This window comes from Anaerotruncus colihominis (assembly GCF_010206195.1).
Taxonomy (GTDB): Bacteria; Bacillota; Clostridia; order Oscillospirales; family Ruminococcaceae; genus Anaerotruncus; species Anaerotruncus colihominis_A.
Genome location: NZ_VIQT01000012.1, coordinates 1 through 25,464, shown reverse-complemented (window position 1 = coordinate 25,464; position 25,464 = coordinate 1). Strand labels below are relative to the sequence as shown.

Below are 25,464 nucleotides of genomic sequence, written 5' to 3'. Positions count from 1 at the left end.
CAGCCTTTTTGAAAAAAGGCCGAAGCGCTATGATTATTATAACAGATAAGCTGCATAATTCCTATGCAAAAAATGTGAATGTTACTGTGGCGCGGGCCCTGTGGAGCTGCGGGGCACAAGCTGCGGTTCATATTCAATCCGGCTGACCTGCGGGGAAAGCGCGCCGCGTTTGCCAAGCACAATATCAACGGCCGCGCGGCCGCGCAGATCAAGGTGATGATCTACCGTTGTAAGCGCCGGGAAGGCGGTGCGCGCTGCGAAAATATTGTCAAAGCCGCAGACGGAGCAATCCTTTGGCACACGCACGCCCAGCGCACGCGCAGCTGAAAGAATCCCGAGGGCAGTCATATCGTTGACGCCGATGACGGCTGTAACGCCGTGCGTCTGTGTAAACAGGCGGCGCGCCAGCAGCTCGCCGGCGGCAAATTCGTATGGCTCGCTGTCAAAATCGCCCTCGGACGCATCGTCTGTAAAAAAGGTAAGCAGCTCGCCGCCCTCGCGCTCAAAGCAGGCGCGCGCGCCTTCCAGCCGCTGGCCGCGCGCAAGCGTCAGATTTTTAGTGGGGGTGGACAGAAACGCCGCGCGCCGGTGCCCAAGCTTTAAAAGATGACGGGCGATGATTGCGCCGGCTTTTTGGTTGCTTAATTCAATGGACGGCAAGGTTTGCCCGGTATTTTTTTCACCGATCAAAACGGTTGGGATTGTCTGTGCAAGCTGTTCGGCCTGCTGCAAAAAGGCGGGCAGGAACGTATAAATCACGCCCGCAACGCGGCTGCGCCTGAACAGCGCAAGGTAATACGCTTCGCGCTGCGCGTCGCGCGCTGTGTTGCAAAACAGCGTTCGAAAACCGCGTGCAGCCGCCTGGTCCTCGACCGCCTGCAAAAGCTGCGTATAATATGGGTTGGAAAGCGTTGGGACCAGCACGGCGAGCAGCTTTCCGTCGGAATCGACCATACTTTGCGACGGAAGGCTATATCCAAGCGCGCGCGCCGCTTCAAACACACGCATACGTGTTTCGGCGCTGAAGGAAACGCCGCTTTTCCCATTTAAAATCATCGAGACGGCCGCCTGTGAAACGCCTGCCGCATGCGCCACATCGGATGAGGTTGGTTTTCGCATATCGCACCTTCATTTTATTAATAATTATTAGTTATTATTTTAATCAGATAATCAGCATCCGTCAAGGGGAAATCTGGCAAAATATCGTTTTAAGCTGCAAATTGCATCCATCAGGCGTGAAAACTGTTCAAATGGGGGAGGTGCAAAAAAGAGTTGACACGTTTCATGCGGGAGGCTATAATGAGGTTAAAGTTTTTAATTAATAGAAATCAATTAATATTATTAATTGGAGGCAAACGCTATGGAGCACGCAAAAACCGGCCGGCCATTTATTTCTATCGGCGAATTGCTTGTTGAATGCATCCCTGTAGAGCCAACGCTGCGCATTTGTGAGGAGGGCGCAATCCTCAAGACAGCCAGCGGTTCCTGTGGAATTGTCGCCTGCGCTTATGCGCGGCTTGGCGGTGACGCGGCCTTTTTTGGCAAGGTTGGCCGCGATGGGTTGAGCGATTTTGTTTATGGCGCGCTCAAACGGGAAGGCGTCGACGTTTCGCACATTGTCATATCCGATGAAGGACAGATCGGCCTTTCCTTTGTTGAATATCTTGAAAACGGCCGTAATTTTCAATATTACCGCAAAAATTCGGTTGGCAGCCGCCTGTCGCCCGCAGATATTGATGAACCGTTCATTGCGGGCGCGGCAGCGATCCACTATGCCGGGATGCTCCTTGAGGTCAGCCCTGAAATGCGCGCTGCCTGTCAGGAATGTGTGCGCATTGCGCGCGAACATGGCGTGCTTGTTTCATTCGACCCAAACATCCGCAAGGAGGTCATGAGCAGCGGCGAGGCGCGCGACCGTCTGCTGGAAGCGATCCGCTCGGCTGATATCATCGCGCCCACGCTCGACGAGGCGCGCTTTATAACCGGGCTTGACGACCCGCACGACATCCTGCGCGAGCTGCACGCCTGGGGGCCGCGTGTGATTGCGCTGACGCGCGACGCGGACGGCGCAATCGTAAGCGATGGCAAGCAAATCGTAACCGCTGCCGGCATCGATGTGCCGGCAATCGATCCCACCGGGGCCGGGGATACATTCGCAGCGGCGCTGGCGTACTGTGTGCTTCACGGGTATGACCTGGAGCGGACGGCGCTGTTTTGCAACTGCGCCGGTTCGCTGGCTGTCACAAAACAGGGCTCCATCGGCCGGGCGCTGCCGTCCCGCGCCGAGGTCGAAGCCCTCATGTTCCGGCCTTTTTGAAAAAAGGCCTCAGCGAAAAACTTCCCACCTTTTTTGAAAAAAAGGTGGGCCAAAAAACTTTAGTCGGCTGCGCCGCGAACAGTGGGGCGGGCGCAGTGAAACGATCTCCCTCAAGATGTTTTGGCGTGCGCCCGATACGATCGCGCCAGGCAGAGGTGGGGATAACATAAGGGGAGGGGTCGCTCGACCCTCCCCTTGTGAGGCGCGCTGAGGGGCGCTGCCGCGGCTTGTCCGCGCCCGGCGGCTATAGCCGCCGGAGAGCCCCGAATAGCCGGCCGGGCAAGCGCAGCGCCCGGCGGTGAGCGACCCGCGCACGGGTCGCGCGCGCCCCCGCGCGCACAGGGGCAATACAACGACGAACGACGGAGGAAACAGCAATGAATCTGAAAAAACGCATCCAAAGCGGGGAACGCGTCCTTGGCACCATGGCGACGACCTTTGACACGCCTGACCTTGCAAAAATTTTAAAGGTTTGCGGCTTTGATTTCTTTATCATCGATTGCGAGCACGGTTCCTTTTCCTATGGCGATTGTTCGCGGATGATCGGCGTGGCGCGCGCGATCGATTTGCCGGTGATTGTGCGCATTCCCGGGCCGCTGCGCGAACCGGCGCTTAAATTTATGGAGATGGGAGCCTCCGGCCTGCTGCTGCCCAATACGGAATGTGCCGAAGATGCGCGCAAGCTGGTTGACTTTACAAAATATGCGCCGCTGGGACATCGCGGCGTGTCGTTGTCACGGCCGCATACGGACTTTATGAAGGTCGACGGGCGCGCATATATGGAACAGGCAAATGAAGAAACGCTTTTGCTCTGCCAGATTGAGTCGCGCGCCGGTGTGGAGCATGTGGAGGAAATTTTAGCAGTCGATGGGATCGATATTGCGTTTATGGGCCCAAACGATCTTTCCCAGGATTACGGTTTACTCGGCCAATATGATCATCCCGAGATTGCCGCGGCGTTTGAACGTGTCATACAGGCTGCAAAAAAAGCCGGGAAAGCTTCCGGCGTACATTTTGGCGGTATGGAGCCGCTCGCGCGCTGGATAAAAGCCGGTATGGCGGTCAATATGTGCGGCAGCGACGTTGGCCTGATGCAGATGGGCGCCAAATCCATGCGCGCCTGGCTGGATGAACATACAAAGCAGTAAAGGGGGCTGGCAGATGAACATTGTGGTTTTGGACGGTTATACAGAAAATCCCGGCGACCTGAGCTGGAACGGCCTTGAATCGCTCGGCGAGCTGACGGTATACGACCGCACGCCGCTTGACCAGATCGCCGCGCGTGCGCAGGACGCCGACGCAGTCTATGTCAACAAGGTTCCGCTTGACCGTGAGACGATTTTTTCCTGTCCCAATCTAAAGTTTATCGGCGTTCTGGCCACAGGTTATAATGTGGTTGACATCGCCGCGGCGCGTGAACGTGGAATTGTGGTCTGCAACATCCCGACATATGGGACGGCGGCTGTCAGCCAGTTTGCAATTGCAATGCTGCTTGAAATCTGCCATCATACCGCCCATCACAGCGACGCGGTCCACGCCGGCCGCTGGGAACAAAGCGCTGACTGGTGTTTTTGGGATTATCCATTGATTGAGCTGGCGGGAAAAACAATGGGGATCATCGGTTTTGGCCGGATTGGACAGGCGACCGGACGCATTGCAAAGGCGCTTGGTATGGATGTAATTGCATATGATGAATCCGAAAACGGCGCAGGCCGCGCGCTGGCTGAATATGTCCCGCTTGACGCGCTGTTCGCACGGTCCAATGTGATTGCATTGCACTGCCCGCTGCTCCCTTCGACGCAGGGGATCATCAACCGGGAAAGCATCGCCAAAATGAAGGACGGCGTCATAATCCTTAACAATGCGCGCGGGCCGCTGATTGTTGAACAGGACCTTGCCGACGCGCTCAACAGCGGCAAGGTGTATGCCGCTGGCCTTGACGTCGTTTCCACCGAGCCAATCCAAGGAGACAACCCGCTGCTGAAAGCGAAAAACTGTCTGATAACGCCGCACATCTCCTGGGCGCCCAAAGAGAGCCGCCAACGTCTGATGGATACCGCCGTCGACAATCTGCGCAGGTTTCTTGCGGGCGAGCCGGTCAACGTTGTCAATCCATAAGGATGCATCAACCGGCCGTCAATCATGCATGATTGCCTGAAAAGTGCATCATCTTGCCAGACGGGCCGCCGCCGGGACATGTCCCGGCGGCGGCCCGTCTGTCTTTCTGTATGGCGCGCCTTATTCGCCCGGGCAGGATGGCTTTTTGGGTGCGGCTTTGCGTCAATAAGCCGAAAGAAGGGGGGAGCGGGGCCGGGCGAACTGTACCGTATGCTGAATTTATGAAAACCCCTTGACGAAACGCATGCCGGGTGTAAAATAATGACACTGGAAATTTGCAATATGAAATGAGGATTCATGCAGAATGACAAAAAATATGACCGTGGGCAATCCGGCAAAGCTCATTCTCTTTTTTACAATCCCGCTGTTGATCGGCAATCTGTTCCAACAGCTTTACAGCATGGCCGATACGCTGATTGTTGGACGCACAATCGGCGTCCAGGCGCTGGCCGCCGTCGGCTGTACGGGCAGCATCATGTTTTTAATTCTCGGCTTTACACAGGGGTTGACCGCCGGGCTTTCCATTGTGACGGCGCAGCGGTTCGGCGCCGGCGATGAGCAGGGCGTGCGCCGCAGCTTTGCGGCGGGCATTCTGATCGGCGGTGCCATCACCATATTTTTGACGGCGATCAGCGTGGCGCTTGCAAGGCCGATTCTTGTTTTAATGCGCACGCCCGCCAATATCATCGACGGCGCATACAGCTATATTGTCGTCATTTACTCCGGCATTGCAGCGTCTGTGCTTTTTAACCTGCTTTCAAGCGTACTGCGCGCGCTTGGCGACAGCCGCACCCCGCTGATCTTTCTTGTGATCGCCTGCCTGATTAATATTGGGCTTGACTTTTTATGCATTTTAACCTTTCAAATGGGCGTGGCAGGCGCGGCTGTGGCGACCATTGCCGCGCAGCTTCTCTCCGGCGGCGCATGTATCGTTTATATCGTCCGGCGTTTTCCCATGCTGCGCCTGCACCGCGAACACTGGCGCGTCACACGCGAGGAGGTTTTCGAGCATCTGCGCGTTGCGCTTCCAATGGGCTTTCAATCGTCCATCATTGCAATCGGTTCCATCATTTTGCAATTCACGCTCAACGGCCTTGGCGAGACGGCCGTTTCCGCCTATACGGCCGCACAGAAAATTGATCTGATCGCCACGCAGCCCATGATGTCGTTCGGCATGACCATGGCCACCTATGCCGCCCAGAATTACGGCGCAGGCAATGTGCCGCGTATCCGGCGCGGCGTGCTGCAATGTGCGGTTATGTCCGTATCGTTCAGCATTGTGATGGGCATTGTCAACAATATGTTCGGAAAAAATCTGATCGGGTTGTTTGTTGTCGGCCATCCCGAAGTGGTTGAAACCGCGCGGGTCTATCTGGCTATCAACGGCTCCTGTTATTTTTTACTGTCGCTGCTGTTTATTTTCCGCTACACCCTCCAAGGGCTTGGACAGAGCTTCGTACCGACCTTTGCCGGCATTATGGAGCTGTGCATGCGCGCTCTGGCCGCGCTTGTGCTGGCCGGTATATTTGGCTTTGCGGGCGCGTGCATGGCCAATCCTTTGGCCTGGGTCGGTTCGTGTGTGCCTTTGTCCATCGCGTTTCTTCTGACCATGCGCCGCCTGTCATATCTGGCGCCCGCGCCGGAACAAAGCAGGATGTAACGCCCGCCCCGGCCGCAGGCCGGGCGGGCCGCGCGCCTTGTAAAAGGCGGGGAAGCGGCCCCGGCCGCAGGCCGGGTGGGCCGCGCGCCTTGTAAAAGGCGGGGGAGCGGCCCCGGCCCTAGGCGGGCCGCGCGCCTTGTAAAAGGCGGGGAAGCGGCCCTGGCCGCAGGCCGGGCGGGCCGCGCGCCTTGTAAAAGGCGGCCCCCTGTGCTACAATGGACAAAGATGGGCGGCGTATGCCGCCCGGAAAGCAGGGGAGGGACCAAGCGTATGATTACCTGTCCGAAATGCGGCCGGCCTGTCAGCGGACGGGCACGGCGCTGCGGCTATTGCGGGCAGTCGCTTTTACATGACTATTTTCAGGATGCGCAGCAGCGCGCCGATGAAATCCAGGATTCCCGCCCAAGCGGCGGCGCGCTGGCAGGTGTGGTGCTCAGCGGGTTCTGTGGGCTTTCGCTTATTCTGGCGCTTGTATTTCATTTGCTCGCGCTGTTTGGCCTTGGGCCGGGCGGCGCGCTCACGCCCAGGCTGGATATCCTTTGGTGGGTGCGTTCCGCTTTGATGGCGGTTGTCCCCGTTGTCTACATCATGCAGACAATGCTGCTCTTGGGACGGCGCGCCTCGCTTACGCTCGACGCGATATGGCTTTTCCTGATGGCCTGCGGCCTGTCGGTGACTGTACAGGCCTACCTCGAAATGGGCCCGGCCGCTTTTTACGGCCTGATGGCCATTCCATATCTGTTGATTGTCGGCTGTGCGCTCGGCGTGGCCGCAAGCATTGCGTCAATCCTTTCCTTTGACCGCCCGCGTTATTAGGGGCTTGTTTAAAAAATCAAAATACCCGCCTTTTTCTGCAAACAGCGGCAGATGCTGCGTTATAAAGCCTCGGAATCCAAAAGGATTCCTGCGTTTTTTGCCTTGCGTTCTCCTGCTGTTTGCGAAAAATTCGGAAATTCCTCTATTTTTTAAACAAACCCGAATCGAGGACAGAAAATAGTATGATTTTATCAATTGACATTGGAAATTCCAATATTAATATCGGCGCTTATCACAACGACGAATTGTTGTTTTTGACCCACATCGTCAGTGAAGCCGGCAAGACAGAGGTTGAATACGCCGTATTGCTGCACCATATTTTACATCTGCATCGCTTAAGCGAGCAGAATTTAAAAGGTGCGGTGATTTCCTCGGTTGTTCCGCAGCTCTCGCCCGTGCTCAAAGCGGCTGTTCAGCTTACAAGCCCCGTCCCGGTCATGCAGATTGGGCCGGGCGTCAAAACCGGGCTGAATATACGCATTGATAACCCCGCGCAGCTTGGCGCGGACTTTGTCGCGGCGGCTGTCGGCGCGTTTGAAAAATATCCGCTGCCGGTTATCATCGTTGATTTTGGCACGGCGACGAAAATTTCCATCGTCGACCACAGCCGCAGCTTTATTGGCGGTTCCATCATGCCTGGGGTGCGGGTGGCGCTTGACGCTTTGAGCAACCGGGCCGCACAGCTGCCGCATATCAGCTTGGAGCCGCCCGCGCCGGTCATTGGGACCAATACGGTTGACTGTATGAAATCAGGGGTGCTGCTTGGCAACGCCAGTATGATCGACGGTATGATCGAGCGGTACGAGGAAAAGGCCGGGCCGGCCGCCTCCATCGTTGCAACGGGCGAATCGGTCGATGCAATCGCCCCGTTTTGCCGCCACAAGCTTCTCGTCGACAAAACGCTGCGCCTTGATGGGCTATATGCTGTCTGGAAAAAGAACACCGTCATGTAAGGGGAATTCCCTTTACAAATAAAACGCGCTGCATCCGCATACGGAGCAGCAGCAAGGAGCGATTTTTTATGACAACGGCAACCATTCGCAGGACCACACGGCTGACACAGCTTTCACTGCTCGCCGCATTGCTGGCGGTACTTGGCTTTACACCCATCGGATTTATTATCATTCCGCCGGTATCGATCACCTTGATGCACATACCCGTCATCATCGGAGCCATTTTGCTTGGTCCGCTCGATGGGGCGATCCTCGGCGGCATCTTTGGGTTCATCAGCTTGTTTAAAGCTGTCACAACGCCTGGCGGCCCAGTCGATCTGCTTTTTTCCCCGGCTGCCAGCGGCGCGCCCCTTAACTCCTTAATCATGTGTCTTGTCCCGCGTATCCTGCTTGGGGTGATTGCGGCGCTTGTATACAAAGCTGTCCGGCGCGCCGGTATGCGCCCTGAGCTGTGCACCGGTGCGGCGGCCGCCGCCGCAACCATCGCACATACCGTCATGGTGCTTGGCTGCTTATGGCTGTTTTTCCAGGCCATCCCTTTAAAAGAAGTTTTTTTGACAATCATCGGCGTCAATGGACTTTGTGAATTAGCGGCAGCAATTATACTGTCGGTATTTGTCTGCCGGCCGGTTCAGATCTTTTTGAAAGCGGGGCAGTAAGCTTGCGACAAATTCCAATCTCTGATATAAAAGGTGTGCGCATTGGCTGCGCTGAAGATCAGGCCGGTAAAACAGGCTGCACGGTATTGCTTTGCGGCGGCGCGGACGGGGCTCCCGCCGGTGTTGATGTGCGCGGCGGCGGCCCTGCCTCCCGCGAAGCAGAGCTGCTGCGCCCCTGGGCTGCGGCCGAACGTATCCATGCGGTATTGCTTTCCGGAGGCTCGGCGTTTGGCCTTGATGCGGCAGGCGGCGTGATGCGCTATCTGTCCGAACGTGGCGTGGGATTTGACACCGGCATTGTCAAGGTGCCGCTTGTATGCGCGTCCTGCATCTTTGATCTTGGCTATGGCTCGCCCGACGCACGCCCTGACGCCAATATGGCATATGCGGCCTGCCTTGACGCACAGACAAACAACCGTCCCCGCTGCGGCAGCTTCGGCGCAGGTACAGGCGCTACTGTCGGCAAGCTCGGCGGCGCGGCGGCCATGATGAAAGCAGGCCAGGGCTTTTTTGCAGTCCAGGCAGGCGATTTGCAGGTAGGCGCGGCGGTGATTGTCAATGCGCTTGGCGATATTTTTGATCCTGACACGCATGAGCGCATCGCCGGTATGCGCACGCCCGACGGCAAGGGCTTTGCAGACAGCACCGCTGTGCTTTGCCGCGATATCTCCGACAAGGGCAGTTTTTTTACAGGCAATACAACCATTGCGGCCATTGTCACAAATGCCGCCTTTGATAAAACCCAATTGACCAAGATCGCGTCTATGGCGCAAAACGGCCTTGCCCGCACCATCGACCCGGTGCACACAACAGCCGACGGCGACAGCGTTTATGCGCTGTCCGTCGGTTCCCTGCGCGCCGACATCAACGTTGCCGGCACACTCGCCGCCCATGTGCTCGCTCATGCAATCGTCCAGCCCTGGCGGCGCGCGTGACCCTTCCGGCCTTTTTGAAAAAAGGCCTCAGCGAAAAACTTCCCACCTTTTTTGAAAAAAAGGTGGGCCAAAAAACTTTAGTCGGCTGTGCCGCGAATAGTGGGGCAGGTTCCGGCATTTATGCAGGCTGCGCCGCGAACAGTGGGCTTGGCGCATCGCAATTAAAAGTTTTCGCCCGCCTTTTTCAAAAGGCGGCGGGTGAAGGGGAAGGACAAGGCCCCTTGCGGGTTTTGTCCTTCCCCGAGGGCAGAGCCCTTATCCCGGGCCGCAGCCCTCATAAAAAGCGCGGCCCGCGCACGGGCCGCAAGATACCCGTTCAGACGCAGGGCTTTCCCCCAGCAAAATCCGTGACAGACGCCGCGCGGCTGGCATGGATTTTGCAAGCACCCGCTTTCCAGCCTTTTTGAAAAAAGGCTTCGGCGAAAAACTTTCCGGCTTTTTTGAAAAAAAGCCTCGGCAAAAAACTTTAGTCGGCTGCGCCGCGAACAGTGGGGCAGGCGCTGCGTTTTTACAGGCTGCGCCGCGAACAGTGGGGCAGGCGCAGTGAAACGATCTCCCGCCGGACGTACTGGCGTGCGCCTGATACGATCGCGCCAGGCAGAGGTGGGGATAACATAAGGGGAGGGGTCGCTCGACCCTCCCCTTGTGAGGCGCGCTGAGGGGCGCTGCCGCGGCTTGTCCGCGCCCGGCGCTGTAGCGCCGGAAAGCCCCGAATAGCCGGCCGGGCAAGCGCAGCGACCGGCGGTGAGTGACCCGCGCACGGGTCACGCGCGCCCCCCGGCGGTGAGCAATCCGCGCACGGATTGCGCGCGCCCCCTATTCCCATTTGTCGCACAGTGCGTTGATCTGGTTTGTAAATTTGGCCAGGTCCTTGTTGGCCCGGCCTTTGCTGCGCTCGATGACCTGCATCAGACGTTTGCCCGCAGCGACAAGCCGTCCAAACACGCCGGACGGCGCGGCGGCGGATACGGCGGGCTTCGGCTTCATAGCCTCGCGCTTGACGCCGGGCGAGAGCATCGTATTGCTGGCAAGATCGAACTGCGCCATATAATCGGGCGCGCTCACCGGAACATGATAGCGCCGGGCGGCAATGTCTGCAAACTCCTCGCAGACGCCCGATTCGCCGTGCACAACAAAAATACGGCGCGGCGGCGTCTGGAATGCGTCGAGCCAGCGGAGCAGGCCAGCCTGATCGGCATGGCCGCTGACGCCCTGCAAAGAGGTTATTTCAGCCTCAACCTCAATCGTTTCACCAAACAGCCTGACGCTTTTTGCGCCTTCCTGAAGCGAGCGGCCAAGCGTCCCGGCGGCCTGATAGCCGACAAATACGACTGTGCAATCCCGCCGCCAAAGGTTATGCTTTAAATGATGCTTGATGCGGCCTGCGTCACACATGCCCGACGCGGAGATAATCACCTTGGGCGTATGATCAAAATTGATTGCGCGTGATTCCTCACTTGTTACAGAAAGCTCAAGCCCCAAAAAGGTGATTGGATTGATACCATGCTTTACAAGCTCCATCGCTTCATCATCAAAGCAATCAATACGGTTTTCCTGGAAGATGGTTGTCGCTTCAATGGCAAGCGGGCTGTCGACATAAACAGGAAAATTGTCATGGCCATGGACAAGCCCCCGCGCCTTGATATCGCGCAGAAAATAAAGCATTTCCTGTGTGCGGCCAACCGCAAACGATGGAATTACAACATTGCCGCCGCGATCAAAGGTACGCTGGATGATCTGCGCCAAATTGACACTGTAATCAGGCGGCGGTTCATGCAGGCGGTTGCCATAGGTGGATTCTACAACAATATAATCAGCGTCCGTTATGTAGGCCGGGTCGCGCAAAAGCGGTTGATTTATATTGCCGATATCGCCGGAAAAAACAATTTTTGTTGTGTTCCCATCCTCTGTTGCCCACACCTCAATACTTGCGGAGCCGAGCAGATGTCCCACATCGACAAACCGGACGGCAATCCCTTCGCAAAGCTGCTCCACCTGGTTATAGACAAACGGGGAGAGCAGTTCAATAGCAGCCTGTGCATCCTCCACGGTATAGAGCGGCTCAACCGGGCTGCGGCCGGCGCGTTTGCCCTTGCGGTTTTTCCATTCGGCTTCAAATTCCTGAATGTGCGCGCTGTCGCGCAGCATAATCCCACAGAGGTCACAGGTTGCGTCAGTCGCACAGATCGTCCCATGAAACCCGTTTTTTGCAAGCAGCGGCAAACGGCCTGAATGGTCAATATGCGCATGTGTCAGCAGCACAAAATCAATTTCGCCCGGTGCAAGCGGCATTTCCTGATGTTCATATTCATCGGGACCCTGCTGCATTCCACAGTCAATCAGTATCTTTTTTCCACAGGCTTGCAGATAGTGACAGCTTCCTGTCACTTCATGCGCCGCGCCCAAAAATGACAGCTGCATAAAACGCCCTCCTTTGACGGCTTTTTTTACATTATACCGTATTTTTTGCAGCGGTACAATCGTTCAATATACGAATAGAATTTCTATTCGTTCTTCTATTCGTTTCGTGTTTCTATTCGTTTAACAGTTCATGTTTCTATTCGCCGCAGAAGCTTTGATACCTGTGGGATTTTATCTGCCCTTAATTTCGTTAAATCTTTCTTTAACGTAATTTCCTTACTTCTTTTTCCAGATGCCCTGCCGGTATACATGGGCCTTTATACGCTTTTTAAGAATAAACTGCTGCATTATGATACTATATGCTATTGCGAAATGTGTCAATCTATCATATAATTTGTATAAAAGCTGATGTATCAGATCAATGTAAATGCATAAATTGACGTAAAAGGGTGACAGACAATGGCATTTCTGGATTTTTTAAGGCCGAAGCCGGCTGTAAAGACATTGACCTTCTCCGGGCCAATTTTTATAAAAGAAAACAGCTCCACTAAAAATCAGATTGAAAAGCTGGAAAAATGGCGGGAGCTGATTGTCCCTGAACAGACCGAGCGTATAACACGGGAAATTAAAATGCTTACCAGTGGTTTAAACGGTGAAAAAACGGTAGCCTATGAACTGAAAAACAGCTATCTGCCGATTTTGATTTTACAGGATCTTTATTTTAAAAATCAGGACACGGCAGCGCAAATCGATTTTGTCGTCATTGCCACCTCATTTATTTTGGTTATTGAAAGCAAAAAGCTGATCGATGATATCGAAGTGACAAGCAAGGGCGATTTTAACCGCTGTTTTAAAACGGCAACCGGCCTGGTTTACAAAAAAGAGGGTATGTACAACCCTGTCACACAAAATCAGCGTCATGTCGATATGCTCAAAAGCCTTTTAAAGGAACGGATACCGATCCTGTCTGCTCAGAATTTGGAAGCCCTTCTTAAATCGATCGTTGTGCTTGCCAATCCTAAAACGGTTATCCAGGATGCGAACGCCCCGGCGGAAATCCGGGATAAAATTATCAAGCACGATCAGTTGATCAATCATCTTAAAAAATTACAGGAAACAAATACAAGCGTGCTTTTAAGCGAACAGGAGATGCGTTCCATCGCCGAAACCTTGCTTTCATCACATCAGGAAAAATCATTTGTGCCGGCGGCGGATTACAGGTTTACAGTCCCGCTTTGTCCCAAATGCAATGTCCCAATGGTCCGGCGCACAGCCAAAAAAGGCGCAAATCAGGGAAATGAATTTTTCGGCTGTCCAAATTTCCCAAAATGCCGCCAGATTATCAATATCGATTGACGCCGCAGAGTATGTAAAAAAGCGCATGGAACATCGGTTCCATGCGCTTTTTTCGTCTAGAGCTTGTTTGAAAAAAGAGGAATTGCCGGATTATTCGCAAACAGCCGGAGAATGCAAGGAAAAAAACGCAGGAATCCTTTCGGATTTCAAGGCTTTTTAACGCGGCGTCCGCCCCTGTTTGTAGAAAAAGACGGGATTTTTGATTTTTCAAACAGCCCCTATTCGGACAGGGTTGTTTATGATACGGCGCAGCCTTGTGGCACGGCCCACGCACAGGTCACACGCGCCGCCGCCGGCCCTGCCAGGTATTGCGGCGCAGGAGTTCTTTGTCAATCTCGTTGAGAACACACAGCTTTTTACGGCTCCAATCAGGACCAATCAATATATCCGGGCCGCCGTCGCCGGTCAGGCGGCCGATGATGCATTCAGCCGGCAGCTCCTCGAGCTGATCGCAAACCGTTTGCACATACGCTTCCCGTGTCATCAGCTCAAACGCCCCGGCACGCCACAGCTTTGCAAGCTGTGTGCCCTCAAGCACATGCAGCAGATGGATTTTTACAAGATGCAGGTCAAGACGCGCAAGCGCGCGCGCAGTTTCAACCATCATTTGCCGCGTCTCCCCGGGCAGGCCGTTGATGATATGCACGCCGACCGGGATACCCCGCGCGCGCAGCCGCTCGTAACCGGATAAAAACGTATCATAGCCATAACAACGGTTGATCTGTTTGCCGGTTTCATCGTGTATACTCTGTAAACCAAGCTCCACCGTCAAATATGTGCGCTGGCTTAATTCTTCCAGCAGCGCGCAAACATCATCAGGCAGGCAATCGGGCCGGGTCGCAACCGCCAGGCCCACAACGCCCGGACAGGCAAGCGCCTGTTCATAGAGCCGCCGCAAAACCGAAACGGGCGCATACGTATTTGTATGCGCCTGAAAATATGCGATCCGTAAAGGCGTATCCCATTTTTCGGACATACGCGCCGCGACCTGCGTAAACTGCGCTGCAATGGAATCGGCGGGATTTCCGCCGAATTCCCCGCTGCCCGACGGCGAGCAGAACACACAGCCTCCCCGCCCCTTTGTTCCGTCGATATTCGGGCAGGTAAAGCCAGCGTTCAGGCTGACGCGCATCACCTTGCCGCCAAACCGCCGCCGCATCGCATAACTGTATGTGTGGTATCGTTTGTTGCTGTCGGAATACAAAAAGGGCATCCGCACATCTCCTGTTTTCATGATGCTTGGGCGCGGGGGCGCGGGGGCGCGCGCGACCCGTGCGCGGGTCGCTCACCGCCGGGCGCTGCGCTTGCCCGGCCGGCTATTCGGGGCTTTCCGGCGCTACAGCGCCGGGCGCGGACAAGCCGCGGCAGCGCCCCTCAGCGCGCCTCACAAGGGGAGGGTCGAGCGACCCCTCCCCTTATGTTATCCCCACCTCTGCTTGGCGCGATCGTATCAGGCGCACGCCAGTACGTTTGGAGGGGTCGCGCGCGACCCGTGCGCCTGGGAGGGATTCTTTCAAAAAGGCTGGAAAGCGGGTGCTTGCAAAATCCATGCCAGCCGCGCGGCGTCTGTCACGGATTTTGCTGGGGGAAGCCTGGCGCGTCTAAACAGGTATCTTGCGGCCTGCGGGCCGCGCTTTTTATGAGGGCTGCGGCCCGGGGATAAGGGCTCTGCCCTCGACGGCGGCCAAAACCCGCAGGGGGCCTTGGCCGCCGTCTCACCCGCCGCCTTTTGAAAAAGGCGGGCGAAAACTTTTGATTGCGATGCGCCAAACCTTCTGTTCGCGGCGCAGCCTGCATAAATGCCGGAACCCGCCCCACTATTCGCGGCGCAGCCGACTAAAGTTTTTTGCCAAGCTTTTTTTCAAAAAAGCGGGGGCCTTTTTTCAAAAAGGCCGGAGCGGGTGGAAGCTTGTAACGTCGAAGAGGCCGATATCCGTGATGCGGATTTCGGGGATGACGGGCAGAGCCATAAAGCTGAGGGTGATAAACGGGTCAACGCCGTCTGCAACGCCCTGAGCGCGCGCTTCTTCGATCATCCGGTCGAGCGCGGGAATAAACGTACCGGCGCCGTCAAGGCTCATCAGGCCGGCCGCAGGCAGCGGCAGCGTGCCAAGCACCCGGCCGCCGCGCACAATGGTATACCCTCCCTGTACGCGTTCAATTTCACGTACAGCCGCCAGCATGTCGGCGTCATTGTCACCGGCTACAATCAAATTGTGCGAATCATGCGCAACCGTTGTCGCAACCGCGCCATGCGTCAGACCATACCCGGCGAGCAGCCCAACGCCAATGTTCCCGGTGGCATGGTGGCGTTCAATCACCGCAATTTTACGCAGACGGCCATCGGCCAGCATCGCCGGGACTTCGGCCGCATCCACGTCAAAGCGCGTTGTCGTAACGTTGCCGGGCATAATGCGGATCACCGGATAACGCGGCCAATCCGGCAACGCAAACGACGTTTCCGTAACAGGCGCAAGCCTGACCGAATGCAGGATTTTATCTGCGCAGCCGCCAACCAGCCCGGCAGGCGGCGTTTCCGGCTGTTTTTGGCCGTCCTTGTAGACGGACAGCACCTCCATGTGCTCCAAATCGCGCAGAACAACCAGGTCGGCGCGGTAACCGGCGGCGACTGCGCCCAGGCCGTGCAGGCGGTAGATACGCGCGGCGTTGATGGTTGCAATCTGGATGGCTGTCACCGGGTCCATGCCGCAGGCAATGGCGCGCAGGATATTATACCGGATGGTCCCTTCCCGGCGGATATCGGAAAGGTGCTTGTCATCGGTGCAGAATGCAAGATGCCAGGTATCCACGCCGTCGGCCAGGACGCCGCGGATGATTTCCTCCAGGTTCTTACAGGCCGAGCCTTCCCGCACCAGCACCGCCAGGCCCGCGCGCAGCTTTTCCTTTGCCTCGGCCCATGAGGTGGATTCGTGATCCGTAGCCATCCCGGCGGAAATATACGCCTGCAAGCCATTTCCCAGGATACCGGGCGCGTGGCCGTCGATTACACGTCCGCCGTACAGCTCCAGCTTGGCCATCACCTCGGGGTCGCACCCAGCCACGCCCGGATAATTCATCATTTCGCCAAGGCCCAATACGCGTGGATGATCGAGAAAACGTCTCATTTTTTCAGCTGTGAAAATATCCCCGGCATGTTCAAAAGGCGTTGCGGGCACGCACGACGGAAGCTGTACATAATAATTGATTGGCAGACGCTCCGATAAATCCAACATGAACTGTACGCCGTCGCCACCGGCTACGTTTGCGATCTCATGCGGATCGGTAATCAGCGTCGTTGTCCCCCATCGCAGCGCCTCGGCGCAATAGACCGGCGGCGTAACCATTGACGATTCAATATGCACATGCGCGTCAATAAAGCCGGGCGCAACATACGCCCCGCCGAGGTCAACCGTTTCCTCCCCGCTTTCATAGGCGCCCACGCCCGCAATGCGGCCGTCTGTTATTGCGATATCACCCGGCAGGATTTCACCGGTGAATACATTGATAATCCGGGCGTTTTTTAAGACAAGCGCCGGTTCTTTTTCCCCAAGCGCCGTTTGGATCAAGCGTTCCCTGTTCATCAGACAGCCTCCCTATTGAATTTTTCTGCATTCCAGATAAAAACGTTTTTCATATGCATGCCCCATTGAGAAGGTTTTTCGCGGGAGCGCGCCGCCTTCACATACCGCCGGGAAAAGCTGGGATTTTTCCATCGCAGGCAGCAAAAAGCCGATGGCCCCCGGTTTTTCTGAAAGCTTTGCAACCACATCGTCGCCGTGTATATAATCGACGGTCCCGCCATGCGCGGCAAGATAACCGTCAATAAAGATCTGAAGCGTCCCGGCAGCCAGCGGTGACGGCGGGTTTTCCACTGTAAGACAGCCTGTGCGGCCGCCTGTTACATATGTAAACGCCTGCCCCTGTCCATTTTCACATGCGCCAAGCTGTTTTTGCAGCGCCTTTAAGACATCATGGGGATCAACATCAAATAAAACACGGTGGATCGGTTCAAAGGCCAATGCGCTGTCATGCAGGTTGACAAGCTCCGCCAGGGCGTAACGCGCCGGATGCATGCGCTGTTCCTGTTCGGAAAGCGTGGGCTTGATCCTTTCCCAACATGCCTTTGCCGTGGCAAGCGAATGGTTGCCGTCGCCAACGGCAATCAGCATCGGCGGCGGGCACTCCCTGTCTGTACAGCGGCAGCACTGCTGGCTTGAAAGCAAAAACAGCATGGCCGCGTCGACCCGCGCACACAGCTCCGGCGTCACATGCCAGCCTGCAATATGGCCGCCGTCCGCCATCAGGTCAAAATCATAAAGCAGTTCCATGGTGTTTTTTTGTTTTTGCAGCGGCTCAATGACCGTATTCAGTGCATCATCGACCAGCACCATAATATGCGGGCTTTCCAACGGCGCCTGTTCGCGCACGCGCATCCGCGGCGGCAGGCGGCTTTCTACGGTCCCCTCGGTCGGCCTTACCAGAGAATGGCTGCCTGCGCTGTAATCATACTGTTCCAGATCGATCTTTCCAACCAGGCCGCGCCGTATCTTCCCCGGCGCGACAGTCCGTTCCACATAAACATAGCTGTCATGCAGGACGCGAAACAGGCCGCTGTCCAGATAGGCGCGCATGGATGCGTTGATCTGTGCAATGCGCCGGTCAACATCGCCCTGCTCCAGATAAACTTCCGGCAAAACAAGGTTCAATGTGCTTGGGGATGCGCCGGCTATCTGCGCTGCACGCTCCCAATAATCCGGCTGCGAAGTATACTGGTCACATGCAATCACGCTCCAACGCGTCATATCCACATGCTTTGGAAGCAGGATGTCTGCTGTTGAAAAACCAACCTTATCCATTTTAACAAACCGCCTTTACTGAAAGTTCAGAACCTGTATTGACAGCCAAAAAACGCTGGACAGGCAAAGATCTTTACACCCAGCCGATATAAATTTTGGAAGGCAAACTGCCGCCCGGCAGGAAAATTTAGAAGCTGTACCAACCAGGGGGCAAAAGGCCCGCCCATACAGCGCTTAGCGGCTGTGAATACAGGTTTTTATAGTGAAAGCACGTTCAATTGACGATCTTATAACCATCTCATGGACGCCCGCCCGTGACGCCCATCCGTGACGCCCCCCGTGGGGCAAAGGATTGCCACAGCTGTAAAAACACAAAAAACGGGCTGTATGCCCGCGCCGCTGCTGAAACCGGCTTATTTGCGGGCAATATGGACCGTATACAAAGCCATCCCCTTCAAAGCTTTTTCACCAAAACCCGGCAAATCCATAGTATGGAATGAACATTGTACCGGGTGGTGTTTCATAAATATGCTTGTCCTGCTTACAGCGCTTGCTTTGAGCGCCGACGGGTTCGCTGCGGGCGCTGCGTTCGGCATGCGCGGCGTCAAAATCGGTGCGGCGGCCAAGGGCGCAATCGCGCTGCTGTCCACCGCCTTTGCAGCCGCAGCAATCCTGCTTGGCGGCGCGCTCGGCACGTTTTTGCCTGCATGGCTTGGACGCGCCGCAGGTGCGTTGATTTTGATTGTGCTTGGCCTGGCCTCCTGTATCCGCGCCCTGCTCCCGCCAAAGCCGCAGCGGCCCCCGCGTCCGCCGCTGCGCCGCCGTTTCCGTGCGCTTGGGCTGACCATCCTTGTCATCCGCGAACCGGCCGCAGGAGATCTTGACGGCTCCGGCGCAATCGATATTGGCGAGGCGCTTTTACTCGGCTTTTCCCTTTCGGTTGATATGCTTGGCGCAGGCGTGGGTCTGGCGCTTGCCGGGGCCGGCTCTGTATGGCTGCCGCCAGCTGTTGGAATGATACAAACAATCTGTTTAACGCTTGGCGCGTTCGCTGGCCGGATGCTTGCACGCCTGCCTGTCTCCAAGCGTGCGCTGGCCTGTGCAGCCGGGCTGCTGCTCGCGGGGCTTGGCGCTGCGCGGTTGCTGCTTTGAAAATCCCGCACACGGCTATGCGGTTATTGTGCCGCAGCGGCAAGCCCTTTTGGGGCTTGCCTGCCGCAAAGCGGCAGTAAAACCGGCAAGGCCGGTTTTGGCTGCGGCCCGGTATGCGCAGTCCGCTGCTTTACAGCGGCTGCCGCCGGACGGCGGCTGCAAACGGTAAAGCCGTTTGCTCTGCGCATATTGTACCATGTCCGCGAAGCGGCAGGGTACAATTGCCCATCAAAAGGCGGTTGCCGCGCAAGCGGCGAGCCGTTGGGCATATCCCGGCATCATAACCGCTCTGCGGTTACGACGCCGCAGCGGCAAGCCCTTTTTGAGGGCTTGCCTGCCGCAAAGCGGCAGTAAAACCGGCAAGGCCGGTTTTGGCTGCGGCCCGGTATGCGCAGTCCGCTGCTTTGCAGCGGGCGCCGCCGGACGGCGGCTGCAAACGGTAAGGCCGTTTGCTCTGCGCATATTGTACCATATTCCTTTTCAAATTACCACCGGAAAGCCGCCGGGACATGCGGAAAATCCGCATGTCCCGGCGGCTGTATCTGTAAAGCGGCGGCAAGCGCCGCCGCTTTACAGGGCGCGCCGCGCGCCTTAGCGCGCGGCGCGCCCGCCGTTTCCCCGCATGGGGAAACGGCCAAGGGGGGGGGGCCGGGCGGCCATTCGGCCGCCCGGCCCCCCCTGGCCCCCGGCGCGGGCTTTTTCTGCGAAAAAGCACCTGCGCCGGGGGCGCGCCTCATACGAAAACACCTGTCAGCCTTGCGCCTCAACCGTCACCATGCCGCGCTCGCTCTTTGCAGCCGTGCCCTCAATATACGGGGTCACATATGCGCTTTCAGAAACAAATTCGCCCGGGAGCGCCGCACTTACATAATATGTCAGGGTGTATACATCCGTGTCCTTCTGCGCCTGTGCGCCGCTGGTTGAAGGGACCCCCTTTTCTTCGGCCGCCGCGCTGTCAGGCAGCGGAGCAACACTGTCAGCCAGCGGGGCCGCCCTTTCACCGGACTGCTGTCCGGTGAGCGCCGCCTGGGCTTCGCGCCAAACGGCAATATTGCGGTAAATCCGCCCGGAAACGGCCTGCCCTTCATTGTCAATACCGCCCCACATCCAGTCAAAGTACGGATTGATACCAAAAACGCCGGAGGTCTCCATATAACGCATACCAGATGGGATATAATCGGAAACAATATAGCAGCCGTCGGGCGCGCTGTCGGAAAAACGCACCGTCAAATCAACGCGCACCCGGTCGGAAACACCGATCCCATCGCCGGCAACAGGCGTGTATGTCTTGGTGATCTGTACGCGCTCGTCATCCGGAATCTGCGCCGCATCCGCATAACCTGTGTAAAGCGCACAGGCATACACATTGCCGTTTGCCTGGAAATTCGCGGCTTTCAACGCCTCATAGCTCATGGAAAGCGGTTCTATACCGCCGTTTTCAAGGGTGCGTTTTTGCGTCTCACCCTGCGTATCCGTGTAGCTGAAGCTTTCCGCCCCCTTCTGCGGCGGCGTAAATGAATTGATATAACACAGCATCTCCAAATTGGCAAGCGTGCTGTAGCTCTTTGCACGGTCCCGGTCAAGGTTATTCATATAACGCATCAGCGCGTCAGCATCCGGATTGGATGTAACCGATGCAAGCATCAGCGCCGCAGCCGATGTTTGAATGCGCGCATCGAGCGTACCGTCCGCTCCTTCAGCATACAGCATATCGCCATCTTTGACAAGGCGGCCGCCAAGTGAGTGATAAACAAGATCAGCTGATGTAAAGTCGCCGAGCAGCGCAAGCCCTGTTCCCAGATAGAGGCGCTGCGCGTCTGTCATGGACGCGCCCTCCTCCGAAATAATGCGCAGCAGATCAAGCAAAATTGGTTCCTTTGCCGCCGCAAGCCCCAGATAAGCCATCACACGGTCATCCTGCGCAGCGGCCGGGTCCTGGAGCACACCCTTGAGATAATCGCGCGCCGCGCCCTTGTTGATGAGTTCCGGAGCCGCAACCAGCATCTTTGCCGTTACAGCGGCGCTGCTTTCAGAGACAGGCAGCAGACGCACGCCGCCGTCGCCTATCTGGATATCGTCCAGACGGACGTCGCGGCGCACCGGCTCGCGTTCGGCTTCGTCCAACAGCTCATTGTACGCAAGCTGTGCGCGGTATGCCGCTGCAATGATCTCCGTGCGTTCGCCCGCCTGCATTGAAAGATACTGCAAGCCCTCCATATATGGCTGCATCCGCTGGTCATACACCATCAGCTTAACCGGGTAACGCACCGAATCAATATTCACGGTATCTTTAAGCGGCATATTCTCATAAACCGGCGTTGTCAGCGCCTGTTTGACAACTGAAAACGGATACCGCACCGCGTCGCTGTTTTCACCACACACGCTTTCCATGGTCAGCGTGTATGCGCCCGCCTCCAGCTTGCCAAAGGAGAACGGCACACGCACGCCAATAGTTCCTTCGGCGGTCTGTTTGTCAAGCTCTTTTCCCGCAGCGTCGGCGATTGTCACCGTGTACGAAACCGCGTCACCGGGGTTTGCGCCAGTCCCGACAGCGCCCGCCGCGATCACAACGTCGTCGCCCTCCAGATATGTGTCTGTATAAAGCGGCGTTAGGTAAAACGGCAGCGTTGCAGCCGCAAGCCTGGCTGTGTCGCCGGCCTTCAAATCGTCTGTCACGGCCAGCGCTGTAATGCGCCATGAGGTCACATTATCCGGCAGCTCAAAGGTCATGGACGCCTGCCCGTTTTCATCGGCCTTTGCCGTTTTAAACAGCGCCGTATCGGCAAAGTCCTCGCGCAGCAATACGCCGCCCGCACCGCCGCCGGTGTCAGCCATCATCGGGGTCGCCCCGCCCTCTGCGTTGGCGGATGTCTTTTCATCAGCGCCGGTATCATATTCCGCATACGACAGGCTGCGCCGCAGGCGCGGATAATAAACCGCGCTGTAAAGCTGGTAAAGCAGTTCGGCATGTTGTTCCGCCACATCAAATGCCGCCTCGTCGGCCACGCCCACACATACGGAGCCGGGCACCGGATTTCCTGCCGCGTCCGTCAGCTTGAGCGTCACTGTCGCTGTTTCGCCGGGCCGGTACGATTCTTTGTCTGTCTCGGCCGTCACGGTCAGCCCCTTGTCCGTGTAATCGTAATGGACTGCATATTCCTCCACAGCATAGATATGCCGCCCGTCAAAATAGGCGCCCGCAATGACAATGTTCGGCAGGAAGCTTTCTTCCATTGTCAGCGTCTGCGTTTCCCCGTCAAAGACGCCGTTTTTGAGCGACCGGCGCTGCAATACGCTGTAAAGTACGCGGCCGGTATTTTCAGTTTTTACACCGTTGCGGTACAATCCAAGCGTGACTGTATCGCCCACGTCGACCGGCGCGGCCGCCGCCCCGTCGTCCGGGTTGAAGAAGGTATAAATTGGCGTGTCGCCCCTGTACTTATAAGGCCGCGCGCCAAACTGGTTTGTTTCACAAACCGTACCGGCCGCGCCGCCGTCAACGCGCGCCTCGGCCCAATAGGTCGTATCGTCCGTATTTTTATACGCAAGCCCTTCAAGCGTGACAACGCCGCCGCTCGTCTTTGTTTCAATCGTTTCAGCGACCGCCTCGTCAAGCTCGGTTTCATATTCCGTCACCGTGCGTTTGTTGACATAATCATAATAGCTCCCGGTTTCCACCTGGCGGCGTGTGACACTGTGAATCAACACCGTCACCGGCACATCGACAGGCGCGCCCGCCAGACGGTCATACTCGCTGTTGTAAACCTCCAGCGGGCTGATGGGATTGCCGCTGTTCAGCTTTGTATCGTCGAGCTGCGCCGTGCGGATGGTCAGCCTTTCAGGGGAATCGCCCTCCAGCTTGAGCGCGATGCGCGACGGCAAAACCGTTGCATTGGCGCTGCCGGAAACATAAACGTCCTGCGCGCTCACATTACGCGCCTCAATCCACAGGCTGCGCGGCGACCAGCCCATCGGATCATTTTCATCGTTTGGCGCTTTCAGCCTGACAGTACAGCCCGCATGGCCGGATGCGTCGAGCGTCACGGATTGCTCCTCAATATAGGAGCCTGACAGCATAAGCGTTTCACCCGAAACAGGCGTGCCGTCAAAATACCGCGCTGTAATGGAAACGCCAACCGCTTCATCAAAATAATAGCGGTCCTTATCCAGCGTCACACCGATTTCATACGGCGGCTTTGTGTATTTTTCCAGCGAAAGCCCCTTGGAGGTGTAAACGCCCTGTTCGCCGTCGTTGACAGAAAGTTCATAATAATTTTTGGCGATCCCGGTCACAGCGATGGCGCCTTCAAATGTGCCGTCCGCCTGATTGACAGCCGCTTTCACACGGTAAACCTCCGCACGCGGCCACGAGGTGGAAAGCGACACCCACACGTTCTGCGGCAGCGCGCTGTCGCCGGTGCGCGGCTTGACAACGCCCCAAAAATGGATGGTATCCGACGGCTGGTAAGCCTCGCGGTCGGTATAAAGCGCCGTATAATACCGTTCGGACAGCGGCGGCGTCTCAACCGCCTGCGACAGGGGCGCCTGTGCAAAATAGACGCTCTTTCCATCGCGCAGCACCGTTACGTAAACAGCTTCGCTCTCCCCTGTCATCACGCGCGCCGTCCCATCAGCCATTGTAACCGCCGGGAATTCACCTTCGCCGTCCACATCCTCAAGCTGGAGCGCGGCTTTAGCAACCGGCCCGCCGGTTGCAGGGTCATTGAGCCAGAACAGCGTATCGCCGTCAGCCGACTGTGAATAAACGCTTAAATTGCACACCTGAACCAGCTTCTGTACAAACTGGTCGGAGCCGGAGGCGTCCTCCCCCGAGATGGTAACGACATACCACCCTTCACCCAGGTCATCCGGCAAAATCGCGTACAGCTCGCCCCATCCGCTGTCTTTGGAAAACAGCTCGCCGGTATATGAGGCAACCTCCTCCAGGCCGGTTGTATTGGCGACATAATCTGTCTTTTCGCCATACCGCTCCCGATAAAACGCGTTATATTCGCGCAGCTCTTTCATATATCCGCTGATATCGCCATAGCGGTGGATTTTGACATTGAACGGCAGCCCGGATACCTCGCCGCCGCTTTGCAGCTTGACTGTCAGCGGGTCGCCGGGCAAAAATGTTTCTGCATACGGGCTGTCAAGCCGCAGCCGCTCATAATCACGCTGCGCATCCTCAGCCTGTGCTGTCTCAAACGAGAATGTATAATCCTCCTTAAGCGCCATACCGCCCGGCGCTGTCAATCCGGCTTTCAGCGTTACCCGGTAAATGCTGTTTGCCGTCAACGGCTCAGCGGGTTTAAAGACAACCGTATAACCGTTTGTTTCAAAGGAACCGGCAACAGCCGGCTTGATTTCCATATGGTTTTGCAGATCGACATTCTGCGCATTCAAGGTAATTTCTATCCCTGTTTCCAGCGGTACAAACGTTTCGCCGTCGCCGGGATAAACCGTGTTTACAAGCAAATCGCTGCGCGTCTGAAATGCAAATGACTGTACCGCCGCGCCCGTATCGGGATTGATCACGCGTACAGTATAAACTGTATTTTCCTCCAGCGGGTTCATCGGGCGCAGCGTCCATTTTTTCCCGCTCCCTTCAATCATATACTCCCCCATATCCGGTTCAATCGACAGCATTGCACGCAATTGCTCCTGTGACACGCTGTAATCAAGCGTAATGGCAAACGTGCTTTCAGGTGCGAGCGGCTCTGCGCTCTCCTGCTCCTGCGGTTGGATATTGACAGATGCATAGATCATATCGCCCTCTGGCCGCGAAAGAAAAAACGCTGCGCCAGCTGCGCCTATAATCACCAGCATCACCAGCACCGGAATCAGCCATCTTTTTTTTGTCATACTGGTCCCCCTCCCTTGGCGGCCTTTGAAAAGCTGTTTGCCAACACCGCCTGTTACCCTATAAGTATCTTAAAAACGACAATTCCCTGCACACCTTTTTTGAAAAAAAAGGTGTGCCAAAAAACTTTCCGGCCTTTTTGAAAAAAGGCCTCGGCAAAAAACTTTCCGGCTTTTTTGAAAAAAAGCCTCGGCAAAAAACTTTAGTCGGCTGCGCCGCAAACAGTGGGGCAGGCGCTGCGTAATCAAAAGTTTTCGCCCGCCTTTTTCAAAAGGCGGCGGGTGAAGGGGAATGACAAGGCCCCTTGTGGGTCTTGTCATTCCCCGAGGGCAGAGCCCTTATCCCGGGCCGCAGCCCTCATAAAAAGCGCGGACCGCGCACGGGCCGCAAGATACCCGTTCAGACGAACCCCCTGCCCCCAGCAAAATCCGTGACAGACGCCGCGCGGCTGGCATGGATTTTGCGGCATGGATTTTGC

General features: G+C 56.5%; 17 protein-coding genes. 11 read left to right on the top strand and 6 right to left on the bottom strand.

Annotation, left to right across the window (positions count from 1 at the left end):
- Positions 1-81: 81 nt before the first annotated feature.
- Positions 82-1,119 carry a LacI family DNA-binding transcriptional regulator gene (locus FMM72_RS10000; protein WP_160211038.1) on the bottom strand — a complete coding sequence of 346 codons (1,038 nt, stop codon included), beginning with the start codon at positions 1,117-1,119 and terminating at the stop codon, positions 82-84.
- Positions 1,120-1,360: 241 nt separating this feature from the next.
- On the opposite strand from FMM72_RS10000, the gene FMM72_RS09995 reads away from it, so the two are divergent.
- The 9 genes from FMM72_RS09995 to FMM72_RS09955 all read left to right on the top strand — a co-directional run bounded on the left by FMM72_RS09995 (position 1,361) and on the right by FMM72_RS09955 (position 9,865).
- Positions 1,361-2,317 (top strand): carbohydrate kinase family protein, encoded by a 957-nt coding sequence (locus FMM72_RS09995; RefSeq protein ID WP_162221339.1) that lies wholly within the window; start codon positions 1,361-1,363, stop codon positions 2,315-2,317.
- Between the two features lie 377 nt (positions 2,318-2,694).
- A complete protein-coding gene (locus FMM72_RS09990) occupies positions 2,695-3,465 on the top strand; it encodes an HpcH/HpaI aldolase family protein (protein ID WP_162221338.1) in 771 nt (256 codons plus the stop codon).
- Positions 3,466-3,478: 13 nt separating this feature from the next.
- On the top strand, positions 3,479-4,435 hold the full coding sequence (locus FMM72_RS09985; protein WP_162221337.1) for a D-2-hydroxyacid dehydrogenase: 957 nt from the start codon (positions 3,479-3,481) through the stop codon (positions 4,433-4,435).
- Between the two features lie 304 nt (positions 4,436-4,739).
- On the top strand, positions 4,740-6,095 hold the full coding sequence (locus FMM72_RS09980; RefSeq protein WP_162221336.1) for an MATE family efflux transporter: 1,356 nt from the start codon (positions 4,740-4,742) through the stop codon (positions 6,093-6,095).
- Between the two features lie 207 nt (positions 6,096-6,302).
- Entirely contained in the window at positions 6,303-6,911 is a 609-nt protein-coding gene (locus FMM72_RS09975) for a zinc ribbon domain-containing protein (RefSeq protein ID WP_162221335.1), read from the top strand.
- Between the two features lie 182 nt (positions 6,912-7,093).
- On the top strand, positions 7,094-7,864 hold the full coding sequence (locus FMM72_RS09970) for a type III pantothenate kinase (protein WP_160211019.1): 771 nt from the start codon (positions 7,094-7,096) through the stop codon (positions 7,862-7,864).
- 68 nt (positions 7,865-7,932) lie between these two features.
- Complete coding sequence (locus tag FMM72_RS09965; protein WP_162221334.1) at positions 7,933-8,523, top strand: ECF transporter S component; 591 nt, start codon at positions 7,933-7,935, stop codon at positions 8,521-8,523.
- A 2-nt stretch (positions 8,524-8,525) separates the two neighbouring features.
- A complete protein-coding gene (locus tag FMM72_RS09960; RefSeq protein ID WP_162221333.1) occupies positions 8,526-9,458 on the top strand; it encodes a P1 family peptidase in 933 nt (310 codons plus the stop codon).
- On the top strand, positions 9,455-9,865 hold the full coding sequence (locus tag FMM72_RS09955) for a hypothetical protein (protein ID WP_162221332.1): 411 nt from the start codon (positions 9,455-9,457) through the stop codon (positions 9,863-9,865). The genes FMM72_RS09960 and FMM72_RS09955 overlap by 4 nt, the downstream gene beginning before the upstream one ends.
- Before the next feature lie 409 nt (positions 9,866-10,274).
- On the opposite strand, the gene FMM72_RS09950 is transcribed toward FMM72_RS09955, so the two are convergent.
- Positions 10,275-11,879 (bottom strand): MBL fold metallo-hydrolase RNA specificity domain-containing protein, encoded by a 1,605-nt coding sequence (locus FMM72_RS09950; protein WP_162221331.1) that lies wholly within the window; start codon positions 11,877-11,879, stop codon positions 10,275-10,277.
- Between the two features lie 399 nt (positions 11,880-12,278).
- On the opposite strand from FMM72_RS09950, the gene FMM72_RS09945 reads away from it, so the two are divergent.
- Positions 12,279-13,175 (top strand): NERD domain-containing protein, encoded by an 897-nt coding sequence (locus tag FMM72_RS09945; protein WP_162221330.1) that lies wholly within the window; start codon positions 12,279-12,281, stop codon positions 13,173-13,175.
- A gap of 277 nt (positions 13,176-13,452) precedes the next feature.
- On the opposite strand, the gene FMM72_RS09940 is transcribed toward FMM72_RS09945, so the two are convergent.
- The 3 genes from FMM72_RS09940 to FMM72_RS09930 all read right to left on the bottom strand — a co-directional run bounded on the left by FMM72_RS09940 (position 13,453) and on the right by FMM72_RS09930 (position 18,031).
- Positions 13,453-14,388, bottom strand: coding sequence for a TIGR01212 family radical SAM protein (locus tag FMM72_RS09940; RefSeq protein ID WP_162221329.1), 936 nt, complete (start codon positions 14,386-14,388; stop codon positions 13,453-13,455).
- 670 nt (positions 14,389-15,058) lie between these two features.
- Positions 15,059-16,756 (bottom strand): adenine deaminase, encoded by a 1,698-nt coding sequence (ade, locus tag FMM72_RS09935; protein ID WP_162221328.1) that lies wholly within the window; start codon positions 16,754-16,756, stop codon positions 15,059-15,061.
- Positions 16,757-16,768: 12 nt separating this feature from the next.
- Complete coding sequence (locus tag FMM72_RS09930) at positions 16,769-18,031, bottom strand: DUF1015 domain-containing protein (protein WP_162221327.1); 1,263 nt, start codon at positions 18,029-18,031, stop codon at positions 16,769-16,771.
- A gap of 468 nt (positions 18,032-18,499) precedes the next feature.
- Here FMM72_RS09930 and FMM72_RS09925 point away from each other — a divergent pair, with 468 nt between their 5' ends.
- On the top strand, positions 18,500-19,123 hold the full coding sequence (locus tag FMM72_RS09925; RefSeq protein WP_162221326.1) for a manganese efflux pump: 624 nt from the start codon (positions 18,500-18,502) through the stop codon (positions 19,121-19,123).
- A 750-nt stretch (positions 19,124-19,873) separates the two neighbouring features.
- Here the strand turns inward: FMM72_RS09925 and FMM72_RS09920 are convergent.
- Positions 19,874-24,988 carry an Ig-like domain-containing alpha-2-macroglobulin family protein gene (locus tag FMM72_RS09920; RefSeq protein WP_162221325.1) on the bottom strand — a complete coding sequence of 1,705 codons (5,115 nt, stop codon included), beginning with the start codon at positions 24,986-24,988 and terminating at the stop codon, positions 19,874-19,876.
- Positions 24,989-25,464: the final 476 nt, after the last annotated feature.